The 17966-nt window shown below is 43.6% G+C and carries 28 protein-coding genes; 3 read left to right on the top strand and 25 right to left on the bottom strand.

All coding sequences use genetic code 11. The features are described from left to right. Nucleotides 1-4 precede the first annotated feature (4 nt). Nucleotides 5-481, top strand: a complete 477-nt coding sequence (locus BUA59_RS18580) for a hypothetical protein (RefSeq protein ID WP_072841174.1) — start codon at nt 5-7, stop codon at nt 479-481. A 101-nt stretch (nt 482-582) separates the two neighbouring features. Here the strand turns inward: BUA59_RS18580 and BUA59_RS18575 are convergent, their stop codons facing one another. The 18 genes from BUA59_RS18575 to BUA59_RS23690 all read right to left on the bottom strand — a co-directional run bounded on the left by BUA59_RS18575 (nt 583) and on the right by BUA59_RS23690 (nt 12837). Next, nucleotides 583-876, bottom strand: coding sequence for a hypothetical protein (locus BUA59_RS18575; protein ID WP_072841173.1), 294 nt, complete (start codon nt 874-876; stop codon nt 583-585). A gap of 13 nt (nt 877-889) precedes the next feature. Then, nucleotides 890-2158: a hypothetical protein gene (locus tag BUA59_RS18570; protein WP_072841172.1), complete on the bottom strand. Its 1269-nt coding sequence runs from the start codon at nt 2156-2158 to the stop codon at nt 890-892. A 3-nt stretch (nt 2159-2161) separates the two neighbouring features. After that, a complete protein-coding gene (locus tag BUA59_RS18565) occupies nt 2162-2833 on the bottom strand; it encodes a phage adaptor protein (protein ID WP_072841171.1) in 672 nt (223 codons plus the stop codon). Nucleotides 2834-2841: 8 nt separating this feature from the next. Then, on the bottom strand, nt 2842-3204 hold the full coding sequence (locus BUA59_RS18560) for a hypothetical protein (protein ID WP_072841170.1): 363 nt from the start codon (nt 3202-3204) through the stop codon (nt 2842-2844). Beyond that, nucleotides 3205-3663, bottom strand: a complete 459-nt coding sequence (locus BUA59_RS18555; protein ID WP_072841169.1) for a hypothetical protein — start codon at nt 3661-3663, stop codon at nt 3205-3207. Between the two features lie 68 nt (nt 3664-3731). Further along, the gene (locus tag BUA59_RS18550; RefSeq protein ID WP_072841168.1) at nt 3732-4715 is read right to left on the bottom strand and encodes a N4-gp56 family major capsid protein; all 984 of its coding nucleotides are present in this window, start codon (nt 4713-4715) and stop codon (nt 3732-3734) included. Nucleotides 4716-4737: 22 nt separating this feature from the next. Beyond that, nucleotides 4738-5577, bottom strand: a complete 840-nt coding sequence (locus BUA59_RS23915) for a hypothetical protein (protein WP_072841167.1) — start codon at nt 5575-5577, stop codon at nt 4738-4740. A gap of 89 nt (nt 5578-5666) precedes the next feature. Further along, on the bottom strand, nt 5667-5906 hold the full coding sequence (locus BUA59_RS18540; protein WP_072841166.1) for a hypothetical protein: 240 nt from the start codon (nt 5904-5906) through the stop codon (nt 5667-5669). Next, entirely contained in the window at nt 5893-7800 is a 1908-nt protein-coding gene (locus tag BUA59_RS18535; protein WP_072841165.1) for a portal protein, read from the bottom strand. Before BUA59_RS18535 ends, BUA59_RS18540 begins: the two co-directional genes overlap by 14 nt. After that, on the bottom strand, nt 7800-9443 hold the full coding sequence (locus BUA59_RS18530; RefSeq protein WP_072841164.1) for a terminase large subunit: 1644 nt from the start codon (nt 9441-9443) through the stop codon (nt 7800-7802). The genes BUA59_RS18535 and BUA59_RS18530 overlap by 1 nt, the downstream gene beginning before the upstream one ends. Before the next feature lie 3 nt (nt 9444-9446). Next, nucleotides 9447-10013 carry a hypothetical protein gene (locus BUA59_RS18525; protein WP_072841163.1) on the bottom strand — a complete coding sequence of 189 codons (567 nt, stop codon included), beginning with the start codon at nt 10011-10013 and terminating at the stop codon, nt 9447-9449. Beyond that, nucleotides 10006-10311, bottom strand: coding sequence for a DUF2829 domain-containing protein (locus BUA59_RS18520; protein ID WP_072841162.1), 306 nt, complete (start codon nt 10309-10311; stop codon nt 10006-10008). Before BUA59_RS18520 ends, BUA59_RS18525 begins: the two co-directional genes overlap by 8 nt. Nucleotides 10312-10379: 68 nt before the next feature. Then, nucleotides 10380-10697 carry a hypothetical protein gene (locus tag BUA59_RS18515; protein ID WP_072841161.1) on the bottom strand — a complete coding sequence of 106 codons (318 nt, stop codon included), beginning with the start codon at nt 10695-10697 and terminating at the stop codon, nt 10380-10382. Continuing rightward, nucleotides 10694-11245 carry a glycoside hydrolase family 108 protein gene (locus BUA59_RS18510; RefSeq protein ID WP_072841160.1) on the bottom strand — a complete coding sequence of 184 codons (552 nt, stop codon included), beginning with the start codon at nt 11243-11245 and terminating at the stop codon, nt 10694-10696. Before BUA59_RS18510 ends, BUA59_RS18515 begins: the two co-directional genes overlap by 4 nt. After that, nucleotides 11242-11577, bottom strand: a complete 336-nt coding sequence (locus BUA59_RS18505; RefSeq protein WP_072841159.1) for a hypothetical protein — start codon at nt 11575-11577, stop codon at nt 11242-11244. The genes BUA59_RS18510 and BUA59_RS18505 overlap by 4 nt, the downstream gene beginning before the upstream one ends. A 198-nt stretch (nt 11578-11775) precedes the next feature. After that, the gene (locus tag BUA59_RS18500; RefSeq protein WP_072841158.1) at nt 11776-12456 is read right to left on the bottom strand and encodes a hypothetical protein; all 681 of its coding nucleotides are present in this window, start codon (nt 12454-12456) and stop codon (nt 11776-11778) included. Continuing rightward, the gene (locus tag BUA59_RS18495) at nt 12453-12686 is read right to left on the bottom strand and encodes a hypothetical protein (protein WP_072841157.1); all 234 of its coding nucleotides are present in this window, start codon (nt 12684-12686) and stop codon (nt 12453-12455) included. Before BUA59_RS18495 ends, BUA59_RS18500 begins: the two co-directional genes overlap by 4 nt. Next, complete coding sequence (locus tag BUA59_RS23690) at nt 12679-12837, bottom strand: hypothetical protein (RefSeq protein ID WP_245813184.1); 159 nt, start codon at nt 12835-12837, stop codon at nt 12679-12681. The genes BUA59_RS18495 and BUA59_RS23690 overlap by 8 nt, the downstream gene beginning before the upstream one ends. Nucleotides 12838-13057: 220 nt before the next feature. Here BUA59_RS23690 and BUA59_RS18490 point away from each other — a divergent pair, with 220 nt between their 5' ends. Beyond that, a complete protein-coding gene (locus BUA59_RS18490) occupies nt 13058-13363 on the top strand; it encodes a hypothetical protein (RefSeq protein ID WP_072841156.1) in 306 nt (101 codons plus the stop codon). Between the two features lie 56 nt (nt 13364-13419). Further along, on the top strand, nt 13420-14103 hold the full coding sequence (locus BUA59_RS18485; protein WP_072841155.1) for a hypothetical protein: 684 nt from the start codon (nt 13420-13422) through the stop codon (nt 14101-14103). 57 nt (nt 14104-14160) lie between these two features. On the opposite strand, the gene BUA59_RS18480 is transcribed toward BUA59_RS18485, so the two are convergent. From BUA59_RS18480 to BUA59_RS18450, 7 genes are all read right to left on the bottom strand, one after another. Then, nucleotides 14161-14838, bottom strand: a complete 678-nt coding sequence (locus tag BUA59_RS18480; RefSeq protein ID WP_072841154.1) for a hypothetical protein — start codon at nt 14836-14838, stop codon at nt 14161-14163. Nucleotides 14839-14856: 18 nt separating this feature from the next. Further along, nucleotides 14857-15750: a hypothetical protein gene (locus BUA59_RS18475; protein WP_072841153.1), complete on the bottom strand. Its 894-nt coding sequence runs from the start codon at nt 15748-15750 to the stop codon at nt 14857-14859. Continuing rightward, nucleotides 15751-16161 carry a hypothetical protein gene (locus BUA59_RS18470; RefSeq protein ID WP_072841152.1) on the bottom strand — a complete coding sequence of 137 codons (411 nt, stop codon included), beginning with the start codon at nt 16159-16161 and terminating at the stop codon, nt 15751-15753. Then, entirely contained in the window at nt 16158-16466 is a 309-nt protein-coding gene (locus BUA59_RS18465; protein ID WP_072841151.1) for a nuclease domain-containing protein, read from the bottom strand. Before BUA59_RS18465 ends, BUA59_RS18470 begins: the two co-directional genes overlap by 4 nt. After that, complete coding sequence (locus BUA59_RS18460) at nt 16463-16918, bottom strand: recombination protein NinB (protein WP_217653754.1); 456 nt, start codon at nt 16916-16918, stop codon at nt 16463-16465. Before BUA59_RS18460 ends, BUA59_RS18465 begins: the two co-directional genes overlap by 4 nt. Before the next feature lie 4 nt (nt 16919-16922). Further along, on the bottom strand, nt 16923-17342 hold the full coding sequence (locus BUA59_RS18455; protein ID WP_072841150.1) for a hypothetical protein: 420 nt from the start codon (nt 17340-17342) through the stop codon (nt 16923-16925). 72 nt (nt 17343-17414) lie between these two features. After that, nucleotides 17415-17729 carry a hypothetical protein gene (locus BUA59_RS18450; protein ID WP_072841149.1) on the bottom strand — a complete coding sequence of 105 codons (315 nt, stop codon included), beginning with the start codon at nt 17727-17729 and terminating at the stop codon, nt 17415-17417. Between the last annotated feature and the right edge of the window lie 237 nt (nt 17730-17966).

Below are 17966 nucleotides of genomic sequence, written 5' to 3'. Positions count from 1 at the left end.
TGAAATGACTATTTTAAAACTAGCCTTAGTTGCTTCCGCAAGTATTTTGCTAACAGCTTGCGCCAATCCTGGTCCAATGCAATTAGGCAGTGGCCCAACCTACACCCCTGTCTTTGAACCCGTGGCTCTAGACTTAACTAACAATAAAACCGGAAATGTTCTATTTAAAGAAACTGCAGTGTTTATGTATCTAGACGACAATCGTGAATCTGCATTATTGGGTGGTGGGGCAACCTTTTTCATTACCGATACTGGAGCATATTTAGCTGATTGGAATACCAACACTTATAAGTACTCCATAGAGTATCAAGTCAGCGCAAAGGACATAAAAAGTCTATCTGAATTCACTGTTGTTAGAGACTACTTACCTGATTCTAATTTAATTAGAATCACTGACAAGAAGAACCAAACTGTTGGTTTTTCAGTGCGCAACCGCGTAGCAGCTAAACAAGCACTAATATCTATTATGCCTCCACAGTAAATCACTAGGCCCCTTTTACCTTTAAGGATAGGGGCTAACTTCAGGCACAAAGGCACAAAAAAACCGCTTTCGCGGCTGTGGGTTCTTTATTGAGTTTTAAGCTACTCTACCGCTTCCTCTTCTGGCTCAACTTCAGCAGGCTCAACCACCTCAACAACTTGGGTCGCTTGATAGGCTGCGATCACTTCTGGTGTATGCACAGCAGCACATACCGCTTTTACTTCTTCTGGCTGATCTGAGTAATCTTGCCCTGCGGTGATCACGTAACGATGATATTCAGGATTGCCAATTGGTACATCATCACGATACACCTGTGTCGCTTCGCGCACTTGGACTGTTTTGAATTCACCCACAATTTCAATTTTATCTATTGCTGTTTTTTCTGAAAGTGACATTTTTATTTTCTCCTTAAATTACTGGATATGACAATGTAAATGAAATAGACATTCCTGCCTTTAAAACTTCTTCTACTCTAATAACTTGAGCAGACCCTGAAATTGTATTTCGTAACGGATACAGGTACATGCCATCTGAAAGTATGGGCGATACAGAAACACCGCCCAGTAATGAAATGTCAGTCTCAGTTCCAAACAGCCTTGACACTATCCCAAATGGCTGTTTTCCCACCCCTGTAACGAATGCAACAGGTAGTCCAGATATGATCAAACTACCTGAACCGATATCTGTAACGCTGTTTAAAGTAATTCGTCCAGTTACGTATACTAAACGTCCCGTTTTTACGTATGTTCCATGTTGCTCGCTGTATCCAACATTTGGATTATTGATAGTAGACGTAAATCTAGGTGTCCACGTCCCTTCCTCGTAGTCTTCCGTAACAATTGAGCCTGTGTTGCCAGCATGAAGTGCGCGGTACGAGTTAATTAATACATTGCCGCCAAATGGGTTTAAGTGGAGCTCCGATAAAGCGTTAGAATAAGAAAATGACGAATGACCACACTGAATTCCGCCCTTACGATCATTTAAAGCTCCACCAACTAAAAACGCCATTGAATTGTTACTATTTGTCAAAAAACCAACTGTATTTCCTATGCGGTTCCAACAGTTCTCATCATAAGGAATAGAATTCAAAGAGCTAAACAGTTTATAAGTATTTTTACTTGTAAAAAGAGAATCGCCGCGCTTCGATAGTCTATTTGTATCAGTGTCGTCTTTACTTTCTGATACGTCATAGCCAGCTGCGGTGCCTGCTGCGTTCTGGAAGGCGCTAATAGCTTGGTTTACCGCTGCTTGGGCTTCCTGATTCATCTGCAGTAATGGCTTAATGGAAATAGGTTCGGCATTTTCATCCAACGGTTGAAAAGATACAGGGCTGGTACCTTCAACGAACTGGCGAAAGCCGGCCATGGTGCTGTTTAGCAGGTTTGACGCATTCTGAAAAATGCCAACCACATCATTAAATTGCGAGCCTGTTGGCTTGACCACCATTTCTATATTACTAGCAGTTAAACCTTTGTATGGTCGCGCTAAATACAAATGAGAGTATGGATTATTTGAACCGTCATACATAACAGCGGTACCGTAACTTACTTCTAGGTTTCCAATGCCGTTGATGATAGCCTCAAAACCAGCAGGTAACTGGCTAGCTGGTACAGGTCCATAAACCTTAATCTGATTGCTGTTTTGCGTTACATCAACAGTAAATGTCGGCCAAGCCATGGTTTAAGCCCCCTCTTTCATCATCATTGCATCAGACTGAAGTTTTACGCCCAAGGCATTCCCGTACAACTGGTAATGTCGCGCTGATCGATTAGCGTTAGCCGCAGAACCAAGGTCTTTGCTGTACGCTCGCGCCAACATGAAATCAATAATCGCATTTGAATAAGTGTCATCAATTGGAATGGTAATTGCGCTTGAGCCGTTTTTAATGCTCGCTTCATCTATTTCGATATCAGCGGGACACGTTGAATAGACAATTTCGATTTGGTGGGCATCTTCACCATTGTTTGCTGGGCGAGGATAGAGATAGAACGTCTTAGGATCACGCTCATCATAAACATAATGCTCTATCGAAATCGTTGGGTCGCTTTGATGCCAGTTAGGGCGCGTTGCATTCAGAGTCGATCTATCAATGCTTGTAATCACGTTACCGCCTATATTGCGGATAACTTCAACAAGCCTTAGCGCATCACTAGGCAAGATTTGCTTGCTTGAGCTAGTCGTGCAATCAAATACCGTGTTAATTGTGCTTGCATCTGGTCTGTGCAAAACAATGTCTTTAATCGCATCGTTAAAGTCTTCGAGTAGCTCTAACTCAGGCCAAATGATCCCTGTTTTATCATTGATAATGCGCTGTACGCGCTTAATGACTTTTACGACTAATGTGGTTGTCATGGTGATTCCTAAAAGCCGAACGGCTTAGATTGAACGGTTATAGGGTTGGTGTTATCACCAATGAGAAAAACTGCTTTCGCATCCGCTTTTGCTTCAACAAATTTATTTTGGTGATAGTCGACAAGATGAGTCTGTGTCCAAGGCTTACTTGGCATTGCAAACAAACGAGCTTTCACACCGTGAGCAATCCCTTCGATGTACTCCAAAAGCTCGTCTGGTACTTCGTTAGCACTTAGCGCTGGCGGCTCCGCAATCTTTGTCTCTTTGCAAAACTCAATAGCGACGTGGATTAACTGACGATCAATAAAGAGCGTCGGACACTGCTGCACATCAGGCGCAATATCAATGCGGAACTCTGCCAGCGCAGCCATTTAGAAATTTGTTTGCACGTTAAAACGAGCAACCTCTTCAGCTTTTTTGCCTATTACTTTGCCACTGCTGTCTTGCACTGGCTTGTAAACAGTTTGGGTCAGCTTTTGAATATGTCGTGCAACAAACTTAGGCACCTCAACTTCAACACCACGCTTAATCTGCCACACGCGACCGTTAATGGCTGGCGTAACATAATCAGGATCGTTTTCACCACCTTTAGCGATGGTGATTTTTACTTTTTCTTTTTTATCTGCAGGTGTGGAATCTAGGCTTTCTTTGGCGTCTTTTTCATTTTCTTTCGAAGCCTTAATCGAAGCCTTAATCGAAGCCCAGATCTCTTCCACCAAAGCTGTTTTTGACATTGAATCATCTAGCTCTAGATTGTATTCATCAGCGCCAATCTGAATTAGTTCTTCTTCGTTTAAAGAGCTAAGTTGCGATTTTGTATAAGTTGTCATGATTTTTACCTTTCATCAGAAACAAAAAAAGGCCCACGAATGTGAGCCTTATTAATTGCAGTTTACCGTTATGCTGTTACAGCCACTTCCACACGAACCATCCATAGGTCGTTCAAAATTACGGTTGCAGTTCGCGCTTTCCAACCTACTGAACCGCGCTGGCCCAAAGGGTCACCATTAGCAGGCTTAGGATTTACCACCATTGGCGTAACAGCATGCTTGCCTTTAAACGGAACGTTGGCATAAGCGTTTGCACCAAAATAAAGAACTGGGTAAACATCAGCGACCGTTTCAGATGTAGATAACATAGTAGAGGTTGCTGCCCCAGCATCTTCAAACGGTGCAAAAACAGAAGAAGTGATATAGCGAACATCTTCAACCTTGCCAACTTCGCCTTCATACGGGGTCATTCCAGAGCCATATTTTTCAACAGGTAAAAAGCCTTCCATGTCGCGAATATCGCTTTCAGCATCGGTATGGCAAATACCAATAAACGATGCCGCTACCGGTTCAGTGGAAAAATTAGGTGAAGCAGACACTTTTTTGGTGATTTTTTGTGCCTTTTGGGCCTTTAAAAAACGAGTTACTTTCCGTTGTAGTGCACGAGTTAGTTTGGTATTCACACCATCGCGAGATGTAACACCGTTCCCTGCGTAAAACACACTAGAACCACCTTTAAGAGCACCGTAGCGGATCAGCTCCATCATCAGCGCAGATTGCTCGCTAAGTATTTCTGTAGACTCACTTAAAACAGGGTCTTCGTGAGTGTCCTGAATAACATCAGTCAACTCAATCCAGTCACCATATTGCTGGGTGTGAACCGTAATATCAGTTTTAGTCAAAGTGTTGCCCGATGGAGTAACACCTTCCGCCAACACTTTTGGTGTTGGATCTAACGCTTCATAGCGTCGGAATATCATAGACTGAGTTGAATTTGATGGAAGTGGCTTGGATTGACCAAACAATTCAAGACACATATATGGTGCTGCGCGCTTCAATAGATCTTTTGAGACGCGTGCGGCAGTACGTGGAGAAATATCACCGTATTTCATAATGGCTTCCTATTATTTGCTTTTAGTCGGCTTCATCCCACGCACCATCAAAGTCGTTTTTCGACACACGGCCTTTTGGTTTGGCTGTACGTCGCGTCTTTACGACACTCGATGGTTGTTTGGTGGGGGCTGACTTAGTGGATTCGGATTTGTGTTTTTTGAAGTCGTCGAGCATGGCAATGACCTGCTCTGGTGTGCCGTTTTGCTGAACATGAACGTAGTCTTTCGCTTTCTTGTAAGGCTGATCATCAATCCATGACTTAAAGTCTTCGCTTCCAGCAACCGTTAAAGCATCTGGGTGTGAGGCAGTAATTCGATTGATATGTGCCTCAGCTGCTTCTTGCTGCTGTTTAAGCTGGCTTTGCGATAATTGCTCTCGAAGTGGTTGAATGTGCTTTTTCAGATAATCGGCAACTTCTGGAAACTCTTCTTCAAATTCGTCAGGGCCGTTGTCGGTATCCTGCTCGTCTTCAGATTCATTACCTTCTGATTGCTTGCCTTCCTTTTGCTTGCTCTCAAGTGCTTCACGCTCGCGTTTTAATCGAGCTTCATCAGCTTTGAGTCGACCTTCCCAAGACTTTAGGCGTTGAGCGTCTTTGTCATTGGTTGGCTGCTCTGCTTCGTCATCCGTTTCTGTGGACTCGTCCTCGTCCTGATCGTCTGATTCATCCTCGTCGCTTTCTTCTTCCAGTTCGTCCGTGCTGTCTTCGTCGGTGTCGTCTTCTTCGGCTTCTTCATCAGAAGTATCGTCATCAACGTCGTCTACAAAGTCATCGTTATCAGGTGCACCGTCATTCCACGCATTGTCGAATTCTTCTGCTTCTAACTGGTCAGCGTTTGATTCAAGTTCATTTTTCGGCATTGCTATTTCTCCGGGCTAGTTTGGTAGTATCCAGATACAAAAAAACCCGCACATGGCGGGTTGTTTGCTGTCCTCTGGCGAGGGGCAAATTAGGTGTAACTTTGAGTCTGTAGCTCAAAGCCTTTTAAATCTTGTTCGAGTAAATCAATGGTTAAGCGAGTGTGAATGATGGCGCCATGGTATCGATCTACTTCTAATTGAGCTGCGCCAATACAATCCTCTTTCCACTTCTCTACCGATGCTTTCAATAGGTTGATGGTAAGGCGCTTAGCGGTATCAGACTCTTTAAGCTTTTTTAGTGCCTCATCAAAGTCATCATGCTGCGACATCAGTACCTACCTGCTTTTGTAGTTGCTGTAATTGCTGCATAAGAGCTTGGTTTTCTTGCTGTAGAGATTGCAGCTGGTCAGATTCTTCTTTGGTGTACAAAATATCTTCTGGTAAATCGAGTGCTTTGACTCGTTCAGCATTAAGCTTCTGACGGTTAACGTAAGGGGCATCCATTGGGTTGCCAGTTGATACCGCAAATTCGGTAAGCTGCTTACTCTTGATCTCTTTCGCAACGAGAGAAACCGCGCCCAAAGCGGTGACATTCATATCACCTTTGATTTCTCGGTTTGAATTGAACTGCATGTTCCAATTGTACAAAGCGGTCATGGCTGGCTGAGTGATACCCATATCAAAGTTAAGGGCCACGTCTTTCACTGTAATTCCTGCGGCACCCATGAGCATGGATAGACCGCTAGCTGTATCGCCTGCACCACCAATCCCTGCATCGTTGCCGCCCATATAGCTCGGCATAGTGCTGGCTTCATCGCCTAGCTCTTTTGCAAGTTGTGCCAGAGTAAGAAGCTGTTGCGTGTTATTTGGGATAGTGTGAACAGTAAGGGCTTTTCGATTATCTGAAGAGTTGCCAGTTTTAAACCAAACACGATTTGGGAAAATCTTTGTTGCTTCTGGATTTTTACTTATGTCTAGCACGGTCAAATCAATCTCGAACTGTGCACCCGATGAAATGGCAGCATTATCAATACTCATGCGAATCGCAGCATTAAACATGCTTTGAGTATCAGAAAGGATGGCAGGAAGGCCAACACCAAATATCCCCGTTTCGTCTTTTTCAAAGTAGTAGAAGTTATAAGGGCGAGTACCGTGAGCTGTTGGGTTCAATTCGGCTTTGATGACCGTATTACCTAGAACCCACACATTCGCTTCAAATTCATCGTCTATTTCGTCTTCGCCAATACCTTCCACACCCATATCAACGAGGTCTTGGCCGTCGACATAGCCCCAGAATTCAAGGACTTCATACTGCTTATTATCGATTGCTGATACTGAGTCTTTGTTACCGTTGATGTAGCGTAATTCTTGCTCATGCTGCTTAGTTTGGCTTTTGTCACCGTTACGATTCGCAGCAATATATTCCTTGATCTTCTTCTTATCGAAGTCGCCACGTCGGGCAAGCTGGCGAAGGTCTGAGGCTAGCATAGTATGGCGCTGAATAACGTACTCGCAGTCTTCTAGTGTCATTGCGTTCATGTCTGGGTAAATATCCCAAATTGGCACGAACTCAAAGTACGGTTTCATTTCTTCATGCTCGACAAGCGAGACGCCCTGAGCTGTCTCTATCCAACGCTTTTTCAGGCGCGTCTCAAACAATGGCCCTTTTAAAACACCAGTACCAAACACATTGCCACTATGAATAACGTCTTTGCAGATTTCGCGGTATTTCAACTCGCTTAATTGGTCATCGATTTCGTTCGACATTCGTTCAACACGATCTTCAGCTGCTTCTGTAACTATGTCTTCAATTTGTTCAGGTGTTGGTGGCACTGGTGGCTGGCCGTTTTGAGATTGAGCCATCATCCATTCGTTAATAACCTGCTCGCGTAATGTCGGATCGATATCTGGCACAGGCGTCGCCTGAAGTCTGTAGTTCTTTTGGCTTCCCGCTGGAAATTGAATATCCATGAGGCGAGAATCCATCGCTTTCACTTTTGAGCGAGTTAAGCGAATGAACGTCTTACTTCGGCCTGCCGCTATATTTGCGACTACTTCATCGTCATAAACACCTTTGTATTGGCGCAGGTCTTTAAGCCACTGATCCTCGTAATCACGACGCTCACGCTCAGCGGTCGCAAACAAGCCGCGCACTTTGGTACCAAGATTGTCGCTTAGCTCTTCCGACACTTCTGGGCTTTCAAAATCTGTTGGATTGCTCATTAATAACCTGCTGTGCTGTCTGCTGACGTATGATAAGCATCGTCAATGATGTGATTTGGAATGTGTATTTTCGGCATACGCTTAGCCATTTCTTTGGCAATGGCGTAGCTCATAACTCGGTCGTCAAATTTGCCGGACTGTGCGCCATAGCTTCCGTTTTCATGGATAACGTAGCTTTGGCACTCGTCAACTGTGTCTTTGTTTCGTATTCCGCTTGTGCCATCGCGTAGTTCAGACGCTAGATTGTCGATGATGAGCGGTTTCGTTTTGCTCGTTGTTAGCCAACCGATCCGCTTCATGCTCTTTTCACCACCTTGGCGCTGAACGTCTTCCTCGATGTGTAGGTTCGGATAGTCTTTCTTCTGTAGTGCGGTAAGCGTGGTTAAACCGTGGTTGTTTCGCTCAACCCCAAGGTAAGCATTGTTGTAACGTTTACCAAGGTGGTAAAGCAGCTCACCGTAACGATCTGGGTCAATGTGGCCGCGCCAATGTGCGACTTGCTCACCTTGCTCATTGAGAATGTCAGCACTTGAGAAATCCCCCGTTTCCAACCCTTCGGCAACGTCAGCACCAATTGCGTAAAGCTTGCCTGCTTCGGCTCGTTCCCAGACAGTGAACTCACCCTCTGCGTTGAGTGACATTCGCCCCGTTTCGGGTGTAACTCGGTATCGAGCAAGCGGAATGCTGCAGTTAGCAAAAGCGGCTTCAGTATGATTCGGGTCAAATACCGGACGACCTGAGAAAAGGAACGCCTCCTTTAAGTAGCACGGATATTCTTGCTTGAATTTGTCGCGGCTTTTTAGCTCGTAGACCTTGTTCCGACGCCACATTAATTGATCGTTGGTTAATGTATGGCTGTACTTAGGTCCGTCTGGATGGTTTCGGCATAGCTTAACCAGATGGTCTTCTTCCTCTGTTCGCTTAAAGCCTGCTGGCGCTGCTGCTCTGTACTCTGGTTGCCAATACCAAGGCACGAATATCAGCTCATATTCACCGTTACCGGCTAACGCATCTTGCACGTATTCGTAAAATATCCCGCCTGCACCGTTTGCCGTGGATTCAAGAACTACTTCGGAACCTGGCACATCGGGTAATGTTTGCAAGATACCTGCTAGGATTGCGTCGGCATTAGGCCAGAAAGCGACCTCAGAACCGTGGAATAACTGAGAAGTAAAACCACGCCCTGTTTCTTTGTTACCTGCTGTTGCTAGCTCGAAACCACTATCCAACTTAGGGAAATTCATTCCCTGTGCTGAGTCTTTGCCAGCTCGCGGTTTAAGAAGAGGATTGCAGTGCTTGTGGTAGCGCTGAATCATTTCGAACAAGCGGCTTGTGGTCTTGGCCTCGTGAGAAAGAATGAATGCTGAAAAGCCTTTAGTTTCCGTTACCTTCTTGTAGTAACGACCTGCAACGTAAGTGGATCCGCCTTGCTGTCTACCTTTAAGCAACACCTTACGCACTTTACCAATGCGCTTTAACTGGTCTTCTATTTCCTTGTGAATGTGTTCCTGTGCGGCATTGAAATCAAAAGGCGCTATCTCACCGGCTTTGATCTTGATCTTTAAGCAGCGCTTGGCAAAAATCTTATAGTCTTTGCGTAGCTCTTTTATGAGCCTGCGTCTTTCCGCCCGATCCATTGCCATGATTTACAAACCTTCGGACAATGCTTCTAAATCATCCTCGTAACTGGAGTCTTGCTGATCATCTAAGCTGTAGGCTTGGCGCTCTATCTTGATCAAACGCTCTAACGACTGTGTTGCTGAATTCAGGCACTTACCCACATATTCAAGAGGAATGTCGATTTCAATCGGGTCGCCATTTGGCGCCTGAACAGTCAGCTTTCCTTTTGTTAGCTGATTACGTAGCTCTGCACCATATTTTTTTACAATGTCTTGGTACTCAGCTGCACGTAAGCGGTGGCTAGTAATCACATCTACTGCGGCATTACTTGCCTCTTCAACGATTTCTTCATCAGACAGTGGCGTGTTTGGCTCGCGTTCTTTGGCTTTAGGAGTGGTTTCGGCCACGGCTTTTGTGAGCTTGGCCTTTGTTGCTTGCTTAACTTTGCCGCTCAAATCCTTTTGCCAGCCAAATTTCAGAGCCCACTTACGAATAGAAGCTTCCGAGCAGCCGTGCTTTGTAGACATCGCACGGTTACTCAGTAAATCGGCGCGGTAATCCGCTTTGATTGCTTCTAGATCGTGTTTAGCCACTTACAACACACCAGTCTTTCGCTAGCATGTCTGATTGACTCGCTAACCAAGGTAAAAATTTAGAATCGGCCGTCTTCATTCCAATCCATGGCGAAAGGGAAATAACATCTTGAGCCTCTTCATGCGTTCCATTCGGATAAACACAACCGCAGGCAACATCATAAGATCCAGTTTTTACTAAACGTAGCCACATACCCTTTCCATTCCAGCCAGAGCGAGCGACGCGCTGACCATCTTCAAGCGCCTCAATTGCTTGACCAAAAGATAAGTTTTCTTCTGAATTATTTGAATATGACATGATTAATTCCTGTGTGAGTTAAACCCCATAAGAAAACGCCCCAATCACTTAGTGACTGAGGCGCAGACTTATGAACTTTCAGTGTTTTTAATTGGCCGATATTTCTTTGCCGATTCATACGTTTGGTTGGCCTGCTTCAAGCCTTTGCTTTGCAACTGATTAACGAAGTCTTCAACCGTTTCTGTTAATAACTGGTTAGTAGATAACGCAGCCAGTCGATGCAAGCCAGCAACAACAATTCGCGTTGTAGCTCGCTCAATCACAACCTTCCATTCGATCTTCATAACCAGCGCTAAAAGCGCTTCTTTCACTAGATTGGCGAAGATTCCCGCCACACCAGCCCCTGAGAACATGCCTAAGATGACATTTACAATTGCATTAATCATTTCACCTCCTTATTGATAAGTGACAGACAGTAATGCGCGGTTTCAATCACACGACGAGTCCAGCCAAGACCATATGTATTCCAGCTTTTCAGTGCTGCGTAATACATTTGGCGCTCTGCCATAAATCGTGCGATTAAATAGGGTTGGCTTGCTTGTTGGGCTTTCTTCATTGTGATGGGGCCAATGATGCCGTCATCTTTTACGCCCAAGGCACGCTGCAATAACAGTTTTGCTTGGTGGTTCCCGACATTCACAGCGGTATCAAATAAAGCTGTTGCGATGGCACTAGGCAACTCGTCGCAACGGCACTTATCCCAGTACTCACGCTTATAAATGTTTCCAGCATCTTCGAGCGTTAATAACTCGATAGCTTTATCCCCAAGCCCGTCACCGTTTGTATCAGCTAGCCCGTCAATCTCTCCGTCTCTGCGGTCAGAGATACCAAACTTTGTTTTGCCACCTGGGTCTCGTGGATCATTAACAAAGCCAGCTTCATGGATAATCACTAGCTCAAACGCTTTCTTAAAATTTTGTGGTAGTTGGCTCATAAAAACTTAACTCCCACGGTCACAGCACATGACACGATAGCCGCTACAACCGTGGCAACTTTCCAGCCGCCAGAGACATAGCCTTTCTGAGTTAATGAAACAGTCTCAACAGTTCTAATTCGTAACTCATGATCATCAACTTGCTTACCAATTCGTCTCAATCCGTCATCTTGTCGCAGATGCCGCTCTTCTGATCGAGCAACAACCACGGTCAATTCAGAGACAGACTTCGCCATATCAACCACAGCAGTTCGCAATTCCGAGTGCTGAGCACTTGATACCTTGCGATGTTCTCTAAGTTCTTGAACTAGAAGATCGTTACTAGCTGTCATACAAATCCTAGAAATAAAAAAGCCGCCTCACGCTACTAGAACGTGGGCGGCAATGGAGCTGACTTATGCCAGTCAGATTCGAAAATTGGGAGCCAGAAACGCAAAAACCCGCAAGAAGCGGGTTTTGGGTGTAAATCTGGACTATGGAAAAAAGGTTAGTTTTTTATTATCAGGTTGTCAAGGGGCATAGTTTTAATACTATGAAATATTATAGGAAAGAAAATTGTTTAAAAATTGCGACTGACCGCCTGAAACATCTTGGTAATTTATATCTACTCGTAAGCGTTCGAGTTTTAATTTATCTTCAGTAGATAAATTCACGCTTTTAAATAGTGTAACACTATCACCAGATCTCATTATCGCCCCTTTACCAAGGAACAAGCCGGCACAGTCGTTTTTGCCAATAGACAAATGATCCAGCGCTTTTTCCAATGAATCATAAGACGTCATAGTCGATGTGGATTTTTTTAAATCAGAAAATATATTCCCATCTAATTCAAAGTCCTCTCCGGAATGAACGACAAACTCACACCAATTTATAACAGCTGCACCTAATCCGTTATTTACAATATCAACTTTAAATACATTATTGTCGTCATACCCTCTTTCAAAGAGGTTAAGATGAGGCTTTATAGAAATCCTCATTCTATCTTCGTTAGCCTTAGCTTCGGATTCAGTTAGCTCATTGGCTTTCCTCGCTATATAAATAGCAACAGCAGCCACAAACAAACTAAACAAAGCTGTCCACTCAGTAACTTCAAGACCTAGATAGGTACTTTTAGCAGCATGATCCACAAACACAGTTAGATTTGTGCCTTGTGTCGTTAAGAAGTCTTCTGAGGGTTTGGGTATATTCCAGTACTCTTTAGCTACAGTCATTTTATAAATTCAATCTCATCTGGCTTAAATCCTATGCGTCTAGCCATAAGCATCGCATAGGATTTCTCTGCAATACGCATTGGCAATATCGCACCGTCTTCTGTAAGGAATTCGCCATCTTCTTCTATTCCAAAAATTTTAATATTGAAGACACCTTCTTCACATTCGGTTATTTCACATCTATCAAGCTGATTTAATCGATACATATTTAGTGCTGAAATTCTATCCATGATATTCCTTACGTTCATTCAATTGCTTTAGGTTATCTTGCAGCCGCTCTATCTGCTCGGCCACCTCATGCTGCTTGTCTTCGGGGATCTCTGAAATATCTTGAAATGAAATGAGCTCTAAGTTATCGAGCAATTGCTTTAGTTGTTCCAAGTGTTCCTCCTTGAATACTATGAAAAGTAATAACGGCTTCCCTACCGCTCTTAAATAATCACATCAAAAGAGTTCCTTGGCAATCTTGATAAGCATCAAATTAATCCTAGCCTATTAGTAGTAAGCCCTACACAAATTTTATTGTTGCTCACAAGGTTGTAAAGATATCAAATAGTCGCATAACGAAATCAAGAACCTAACTATTCAGCCGGAGAGTAAAATGACAAGCCTATCAAGTCAGCTAAAAGCATTACCAAGACAAAATTTAGAAATAGGTGAAAGACAATGCTATAAATCGTCAATCCACAGCTTCCTTTATCATGCTGTAGTACAGGCAGCAAAATCCACAAATAATTCTAACATTGAGGCGTACGAACCAGAGGTGATTAAGAGAAACTACAACAATGATCCAACTTCAGAAAAAATGATTAATGCACTAATTCTCGAGATGAATCTAAAGCTAAATGACCCTTCAAATGATAGAAAAAGTACCCTTGATGGATTTATTAATGATCTGTCTTATTAATTCTAACAAAACAAAGATCAGAGCATCGACATTCAAGTAGCAGCATAGGGACTTATATGACTGAAAAAGACCACAGGCCACTTCATAAAAAAACCTTCCCTTACATGATGCTTTTTATCGGCCTACTCTTTGGCCTTGGTATTGCCATCGACTGGGATATAAAAATTTCTGGTATGTGGGATGTGAGTTTTAAAACTCAACTTGAAACAGAGAAAAGCGCTTGGGATATTGTCGCGGCCATTGGCTCACTTCTTGCTGGACTCGGCACTGTTGGCCTGCTGGCTTTTGGTTGGGTTAAGGCGAGTGACTGGTTAACCCAGATGAAAAGCGATAAGCGGACAAGCTTTATAATAGAAACATCAAACAATCTGATTAAAGCTTCAGATTCATTCCACTACTATTTTAAGACTGAAATATACCCTTTTCTGCCAGAAAATGGGTCAGAAGAGAAGTACCTAAAGTCTAAAGTAAAGTATGACAAATATGTTAGCGAACTAAAAACCCATGATTTACTGAATCAAGTGTCAATACAACTTGATACTTTGCACGCACTCGTCTCAGATAACATCCACTTAGAAGGTGAAATAAAAGAAGTTGTTAAAAATTACCGACAACTGCACATTAAAGTTTTTTCAAACCTGCAATATAAATCTAGAGATGAAATGCGATCTTTAACGTTGGGTTTGGTCATAGACTCTAAAAGAATTCAAAGATTAATAATTAATGAGTTACTTAAATAGGATCAAAATACGCAGTACGCAGGTGCGTACTGCGAACAGGAAGTGCGTACTAATGGGTTAAAGAGTTTTACTACTGACCCATTCAGTAATGAGCTTTGCTTTATAATACAAGGATCTCAACGCTCTTGCCTCATCCGATATACCAAAATCAACTTGCCACTGAGGTGACGCGCTTGCATAAGTACTAGTAGAAGTAGTTACATCAGGGATAAAAACACCTTTACGTATCAAATCATTTATTACAGTTACAACTCTTCCAATATCCTCACCATTAAAAAATTTTAAATTTTCATTTTCGTTGTATCTTCTTAGCTCATATGGAGATATATCATTACGGACCTTCTTGCATTGAAAACACTTGTCCAATATCTCCAAGTGTTCATCGTACAAACCATCCATCATCATAATAAGTCTTTTCTCTATGTTTTCACCGCACCATACGTCTTTTTGCCTACACAAAAGAAGTGCATGCATAATATAAATTAACTTACTATCGGTCGAAATTATCGACTCTGCACGCTCAACAATTAACTGCCTAGTTCGTAAATCCTCAATAAAATTATGTAGATCGCTTAATTCAACTTCAGATATATACTCTATAGAAACCTCTAAGGCCTCTATAAAAGCCTCAAAACGACTAAGCCTCGATAAATAGACTGTTTTTTTGATTGCTACTCCAAAGGTTTTAGCTATTCCCATGCCTATTTGCACTGTCTTTATAGAAATTTCGTCCATACTTCTTCTCTCCAGCTCTTACACTAATCTTAGCTTTACTATATCTTCTAAAACAGATCTCGCCCAGCCGTTCAATACACCTGTCATTTCATCAAACGCATCTTGCCAGCCATCGCGCTTCCAGTTCGCAGCAGCTACACCAACACGCCAGCTTAGATACTCATTTGTATAGAGGGGTTTGGATTGCTTCACTGGTTCACGCTCTTCACTTGCCGAGAATAGATAGGACTGATCTGTGTGAGCGAATGACTTCAAGGCAAGGCTTGCAATAACTGAGTGTTTTTCTGTTGCTTCAGCACCTGTCTTTGTTTGCCATTCTTTTAATAGATGCAAAGTAGCAATTGATAGGTTTTTATCTGAATCGGTCACTAACTGCATATCCCGAATGCAGCCGCGAATGTGTTTAACAATGTGTCCCCATTGTGCGCGAACTTTGTCTTTTGGCATTGCCATGGCACCGGCTAACGTTATATCGATGTTTTGGGGCTTACGGCCCTTGTCGCGTTCAAACTCGTATTTGAGTACGTTTAAAATAACGATACTCACACGGCTAGTATAAAGGCCGTACTCTTGCGGAAACTTCTCTTTGATCTCACGAGCTAGCGCGTTGGCGATTTCGTTGTGATGTTTGTAAGCTGGTAAAGAGTCCTGCTCTTTAGGTGCCCAGCAATACATGCCGAACGCCTGCAGGTGTGCGGGAAGCTTCGCTATCTCGGATTGTACGCGCCCTGCTTTTGCCATGTGCATGACGCGAGAGGAATTGTCAGCGGGGCCGCGAGTCTGTGTTTCGTTCATAACGGGTTTCTGTCTGAGTAGATTTGCATTAGATCGGTTGATCTCTAATAGCTGATCGTTTGCGCTGCGCGAGTAGAATGCATCGTGCCACATTTGGCGAGCTGATAGGTACTGCATTTAGGCCTCCAATATTTCTGTAATTGTTACGACTGTCGAGGCCGCTTTACGTGTTGATTTGTGTTGTCTGATAGCAGGGCATTCAATGATGCAATTAGGGTTGTCGTCTTCGATCACACCAAGCCCTAGCGGGTTTGTCTTGGTGCAGACAACGAGCGTATCGAATAAAGGTTTAAGCCCTCCCATTACACCATCCCAGTCGCCTAGTGCCGATGAATAGCGGTCTATCTCGATCTTGCACTGCTTAAAGGGACTTAGGCGCTTGTAACCTTCACTTTCTAGCGCGGCACGTACGCTCCAACAAAGAGCTTTGTGGTATTCTTTTCTATCCCAGCGATTCATGCGTAGTAACACATTCAGCAGAATCGACGCTTCAGGAATGCTAAACGTCACTTCACGACCGTATTTCATTTTTGCCCCTTAACAGATATCAGTCCTGCTTGAATAAGGTGGTTTTGCGTCTCTTCAAGTGCATCAAGAATGTATGAGGCTTGAGTCCCTGCATCGAGCACAGTAGTTCGACCATCAATTGCATCATGACACCCAGAACAGGCATACACAGCCATGGTGTCGTCACATTTCATCGACATACCGCGATCACGGCCAACATGAGCAAGCACCGTGGTTTCAGGATTGAAATTACAATGACCTGGTATGCGTAATGCGCAGTCTTGGCCGCGCGCACTTTTGCGTATTGCTTCGGATCGTACTTTCACGCGACTAGCCCCAACTCTTCGTAATACTTCATAACAGGGTCACTCCAACGCACTCCGCGCTCTGACCCGAACGCATAAATTAACTCGAGTAATTCTGAAAACTCGGTTTTATTCATCGTGCTTGTGTGTGTTGCGAGAACAACAAAGCCGCCATCAATGCCCGGTACCGCTTTTTGTTTTTTCAACGATGCGGTAAAAACATGCTTCCAGTCCTCTTGTGATAACTTCTCGCCATACCAATCTAATTGCGTGGCCACATCCGTCAGCGTTGCCCACAGTCTAGCGTTCTGACCGTTATTTCTCTTTTTGCGACCAAGTTTGAGGACAACAGGACCCAAAGATTCGTTTGCCTTCACTGCCTTACAAACCAACTCCCAAGCCATGGTCATCTTGGTAGACTTGTCTTCCTCTCCGTTGATCAATATTTCAATATCTGCTTTTGCTGCTGCCATGGTCTTAAATCCGCCCTACACATTGGATATGAATGTAATAATCTAAGCCGCGCTTATGCCTGTATTTAGGGTTTCGTGTAGGCGCATCTTCAAATACCTTCAGATCGCAACCCCATAGCGTTGCGTGCTCATCTACTTCATTTAGTGTTGAGTGGAGTTCATTTCGTGGATGAAAGATGGCTCTATAGCAGTCATGAGTAACGAATATGACGATTTTACGCCCACGAGCATCTCCTTTTGCTTCCATAAAATCTCGTCTCAACGCATCTATCAAGCGTAAAGAATGCTGCTTCAAACATTCCTCTCGTAAAAGCGCCTCGCTATAACTTTCAGGCGGTAAGCATTTAACCAATTCATCAATCTCATGCTTACTAAGCTTGCCAAGCGTGTTTGGTATCGCTTCAACCGTTTTCTTATCTGTCATATTCTTCACCTGCAATTCAAATCGTAATGTCCGTGGTTTTCGGGACACTACGCCCCTTGCCCTAAGTCCCTATTACCAATCCGTATTTTGAATATCGTTGATTGCATCGCTTACCGCCTGCCGACCGTTTGGGCTGTGCTGCTGTTGAGCTGGAACCTGATATTTAATTGAGTTCAACATCCACGTTCGCCATGCCGCTCGCCAATCCTTGAAAAGTGAACCTTTGGCAATGTGGTGATTAGCAAACTTTTCCGTTTCGAGTTGCCAAGGTGCGGTAATCCCCTTTTCGTTCAGCCAATTCACCATGGTTTGATCAACTGCAAAGTCTTTTGGAAACACACAAGACTGTTTGGTTTTTGTTGAGGCGTTTGCCGGAGGCGAACTCAAAGAAGTGTTAGGTTCTTTGTTAGGTTCTAAAGTGATAGGTTCTGACCCCCTATTTTGGGGGTATTTAGTCCCCCCAATTTCGGGGGTATTAGACGGTAAAATTGGAAGTATTCCGTTTTTGGGGGTATTAGATTTAATCCCCCTGTAGTGGCATAGTTAATTTGGCCACCTGATTAGGGATGTTAAGATGCATCTCAGAACTAGACAGGTGACTATATGAAAAATCGTACAAGACGC

The organism is Marinomonas polaris DSM 16579 (assembly GCF_900129155.1).
GTDB classification, from domain to species: Bacteria; Pseudomonadota; Gammaproteobacteria; order Pseudomonadales; family Marinomonadaceae; genus Marinomonas; species Marinomonas polaris.
Note: the sequence above shows the minus strand (reverse complement) of the source record. Positions and strands in the feature narration are given on the sequence as shown.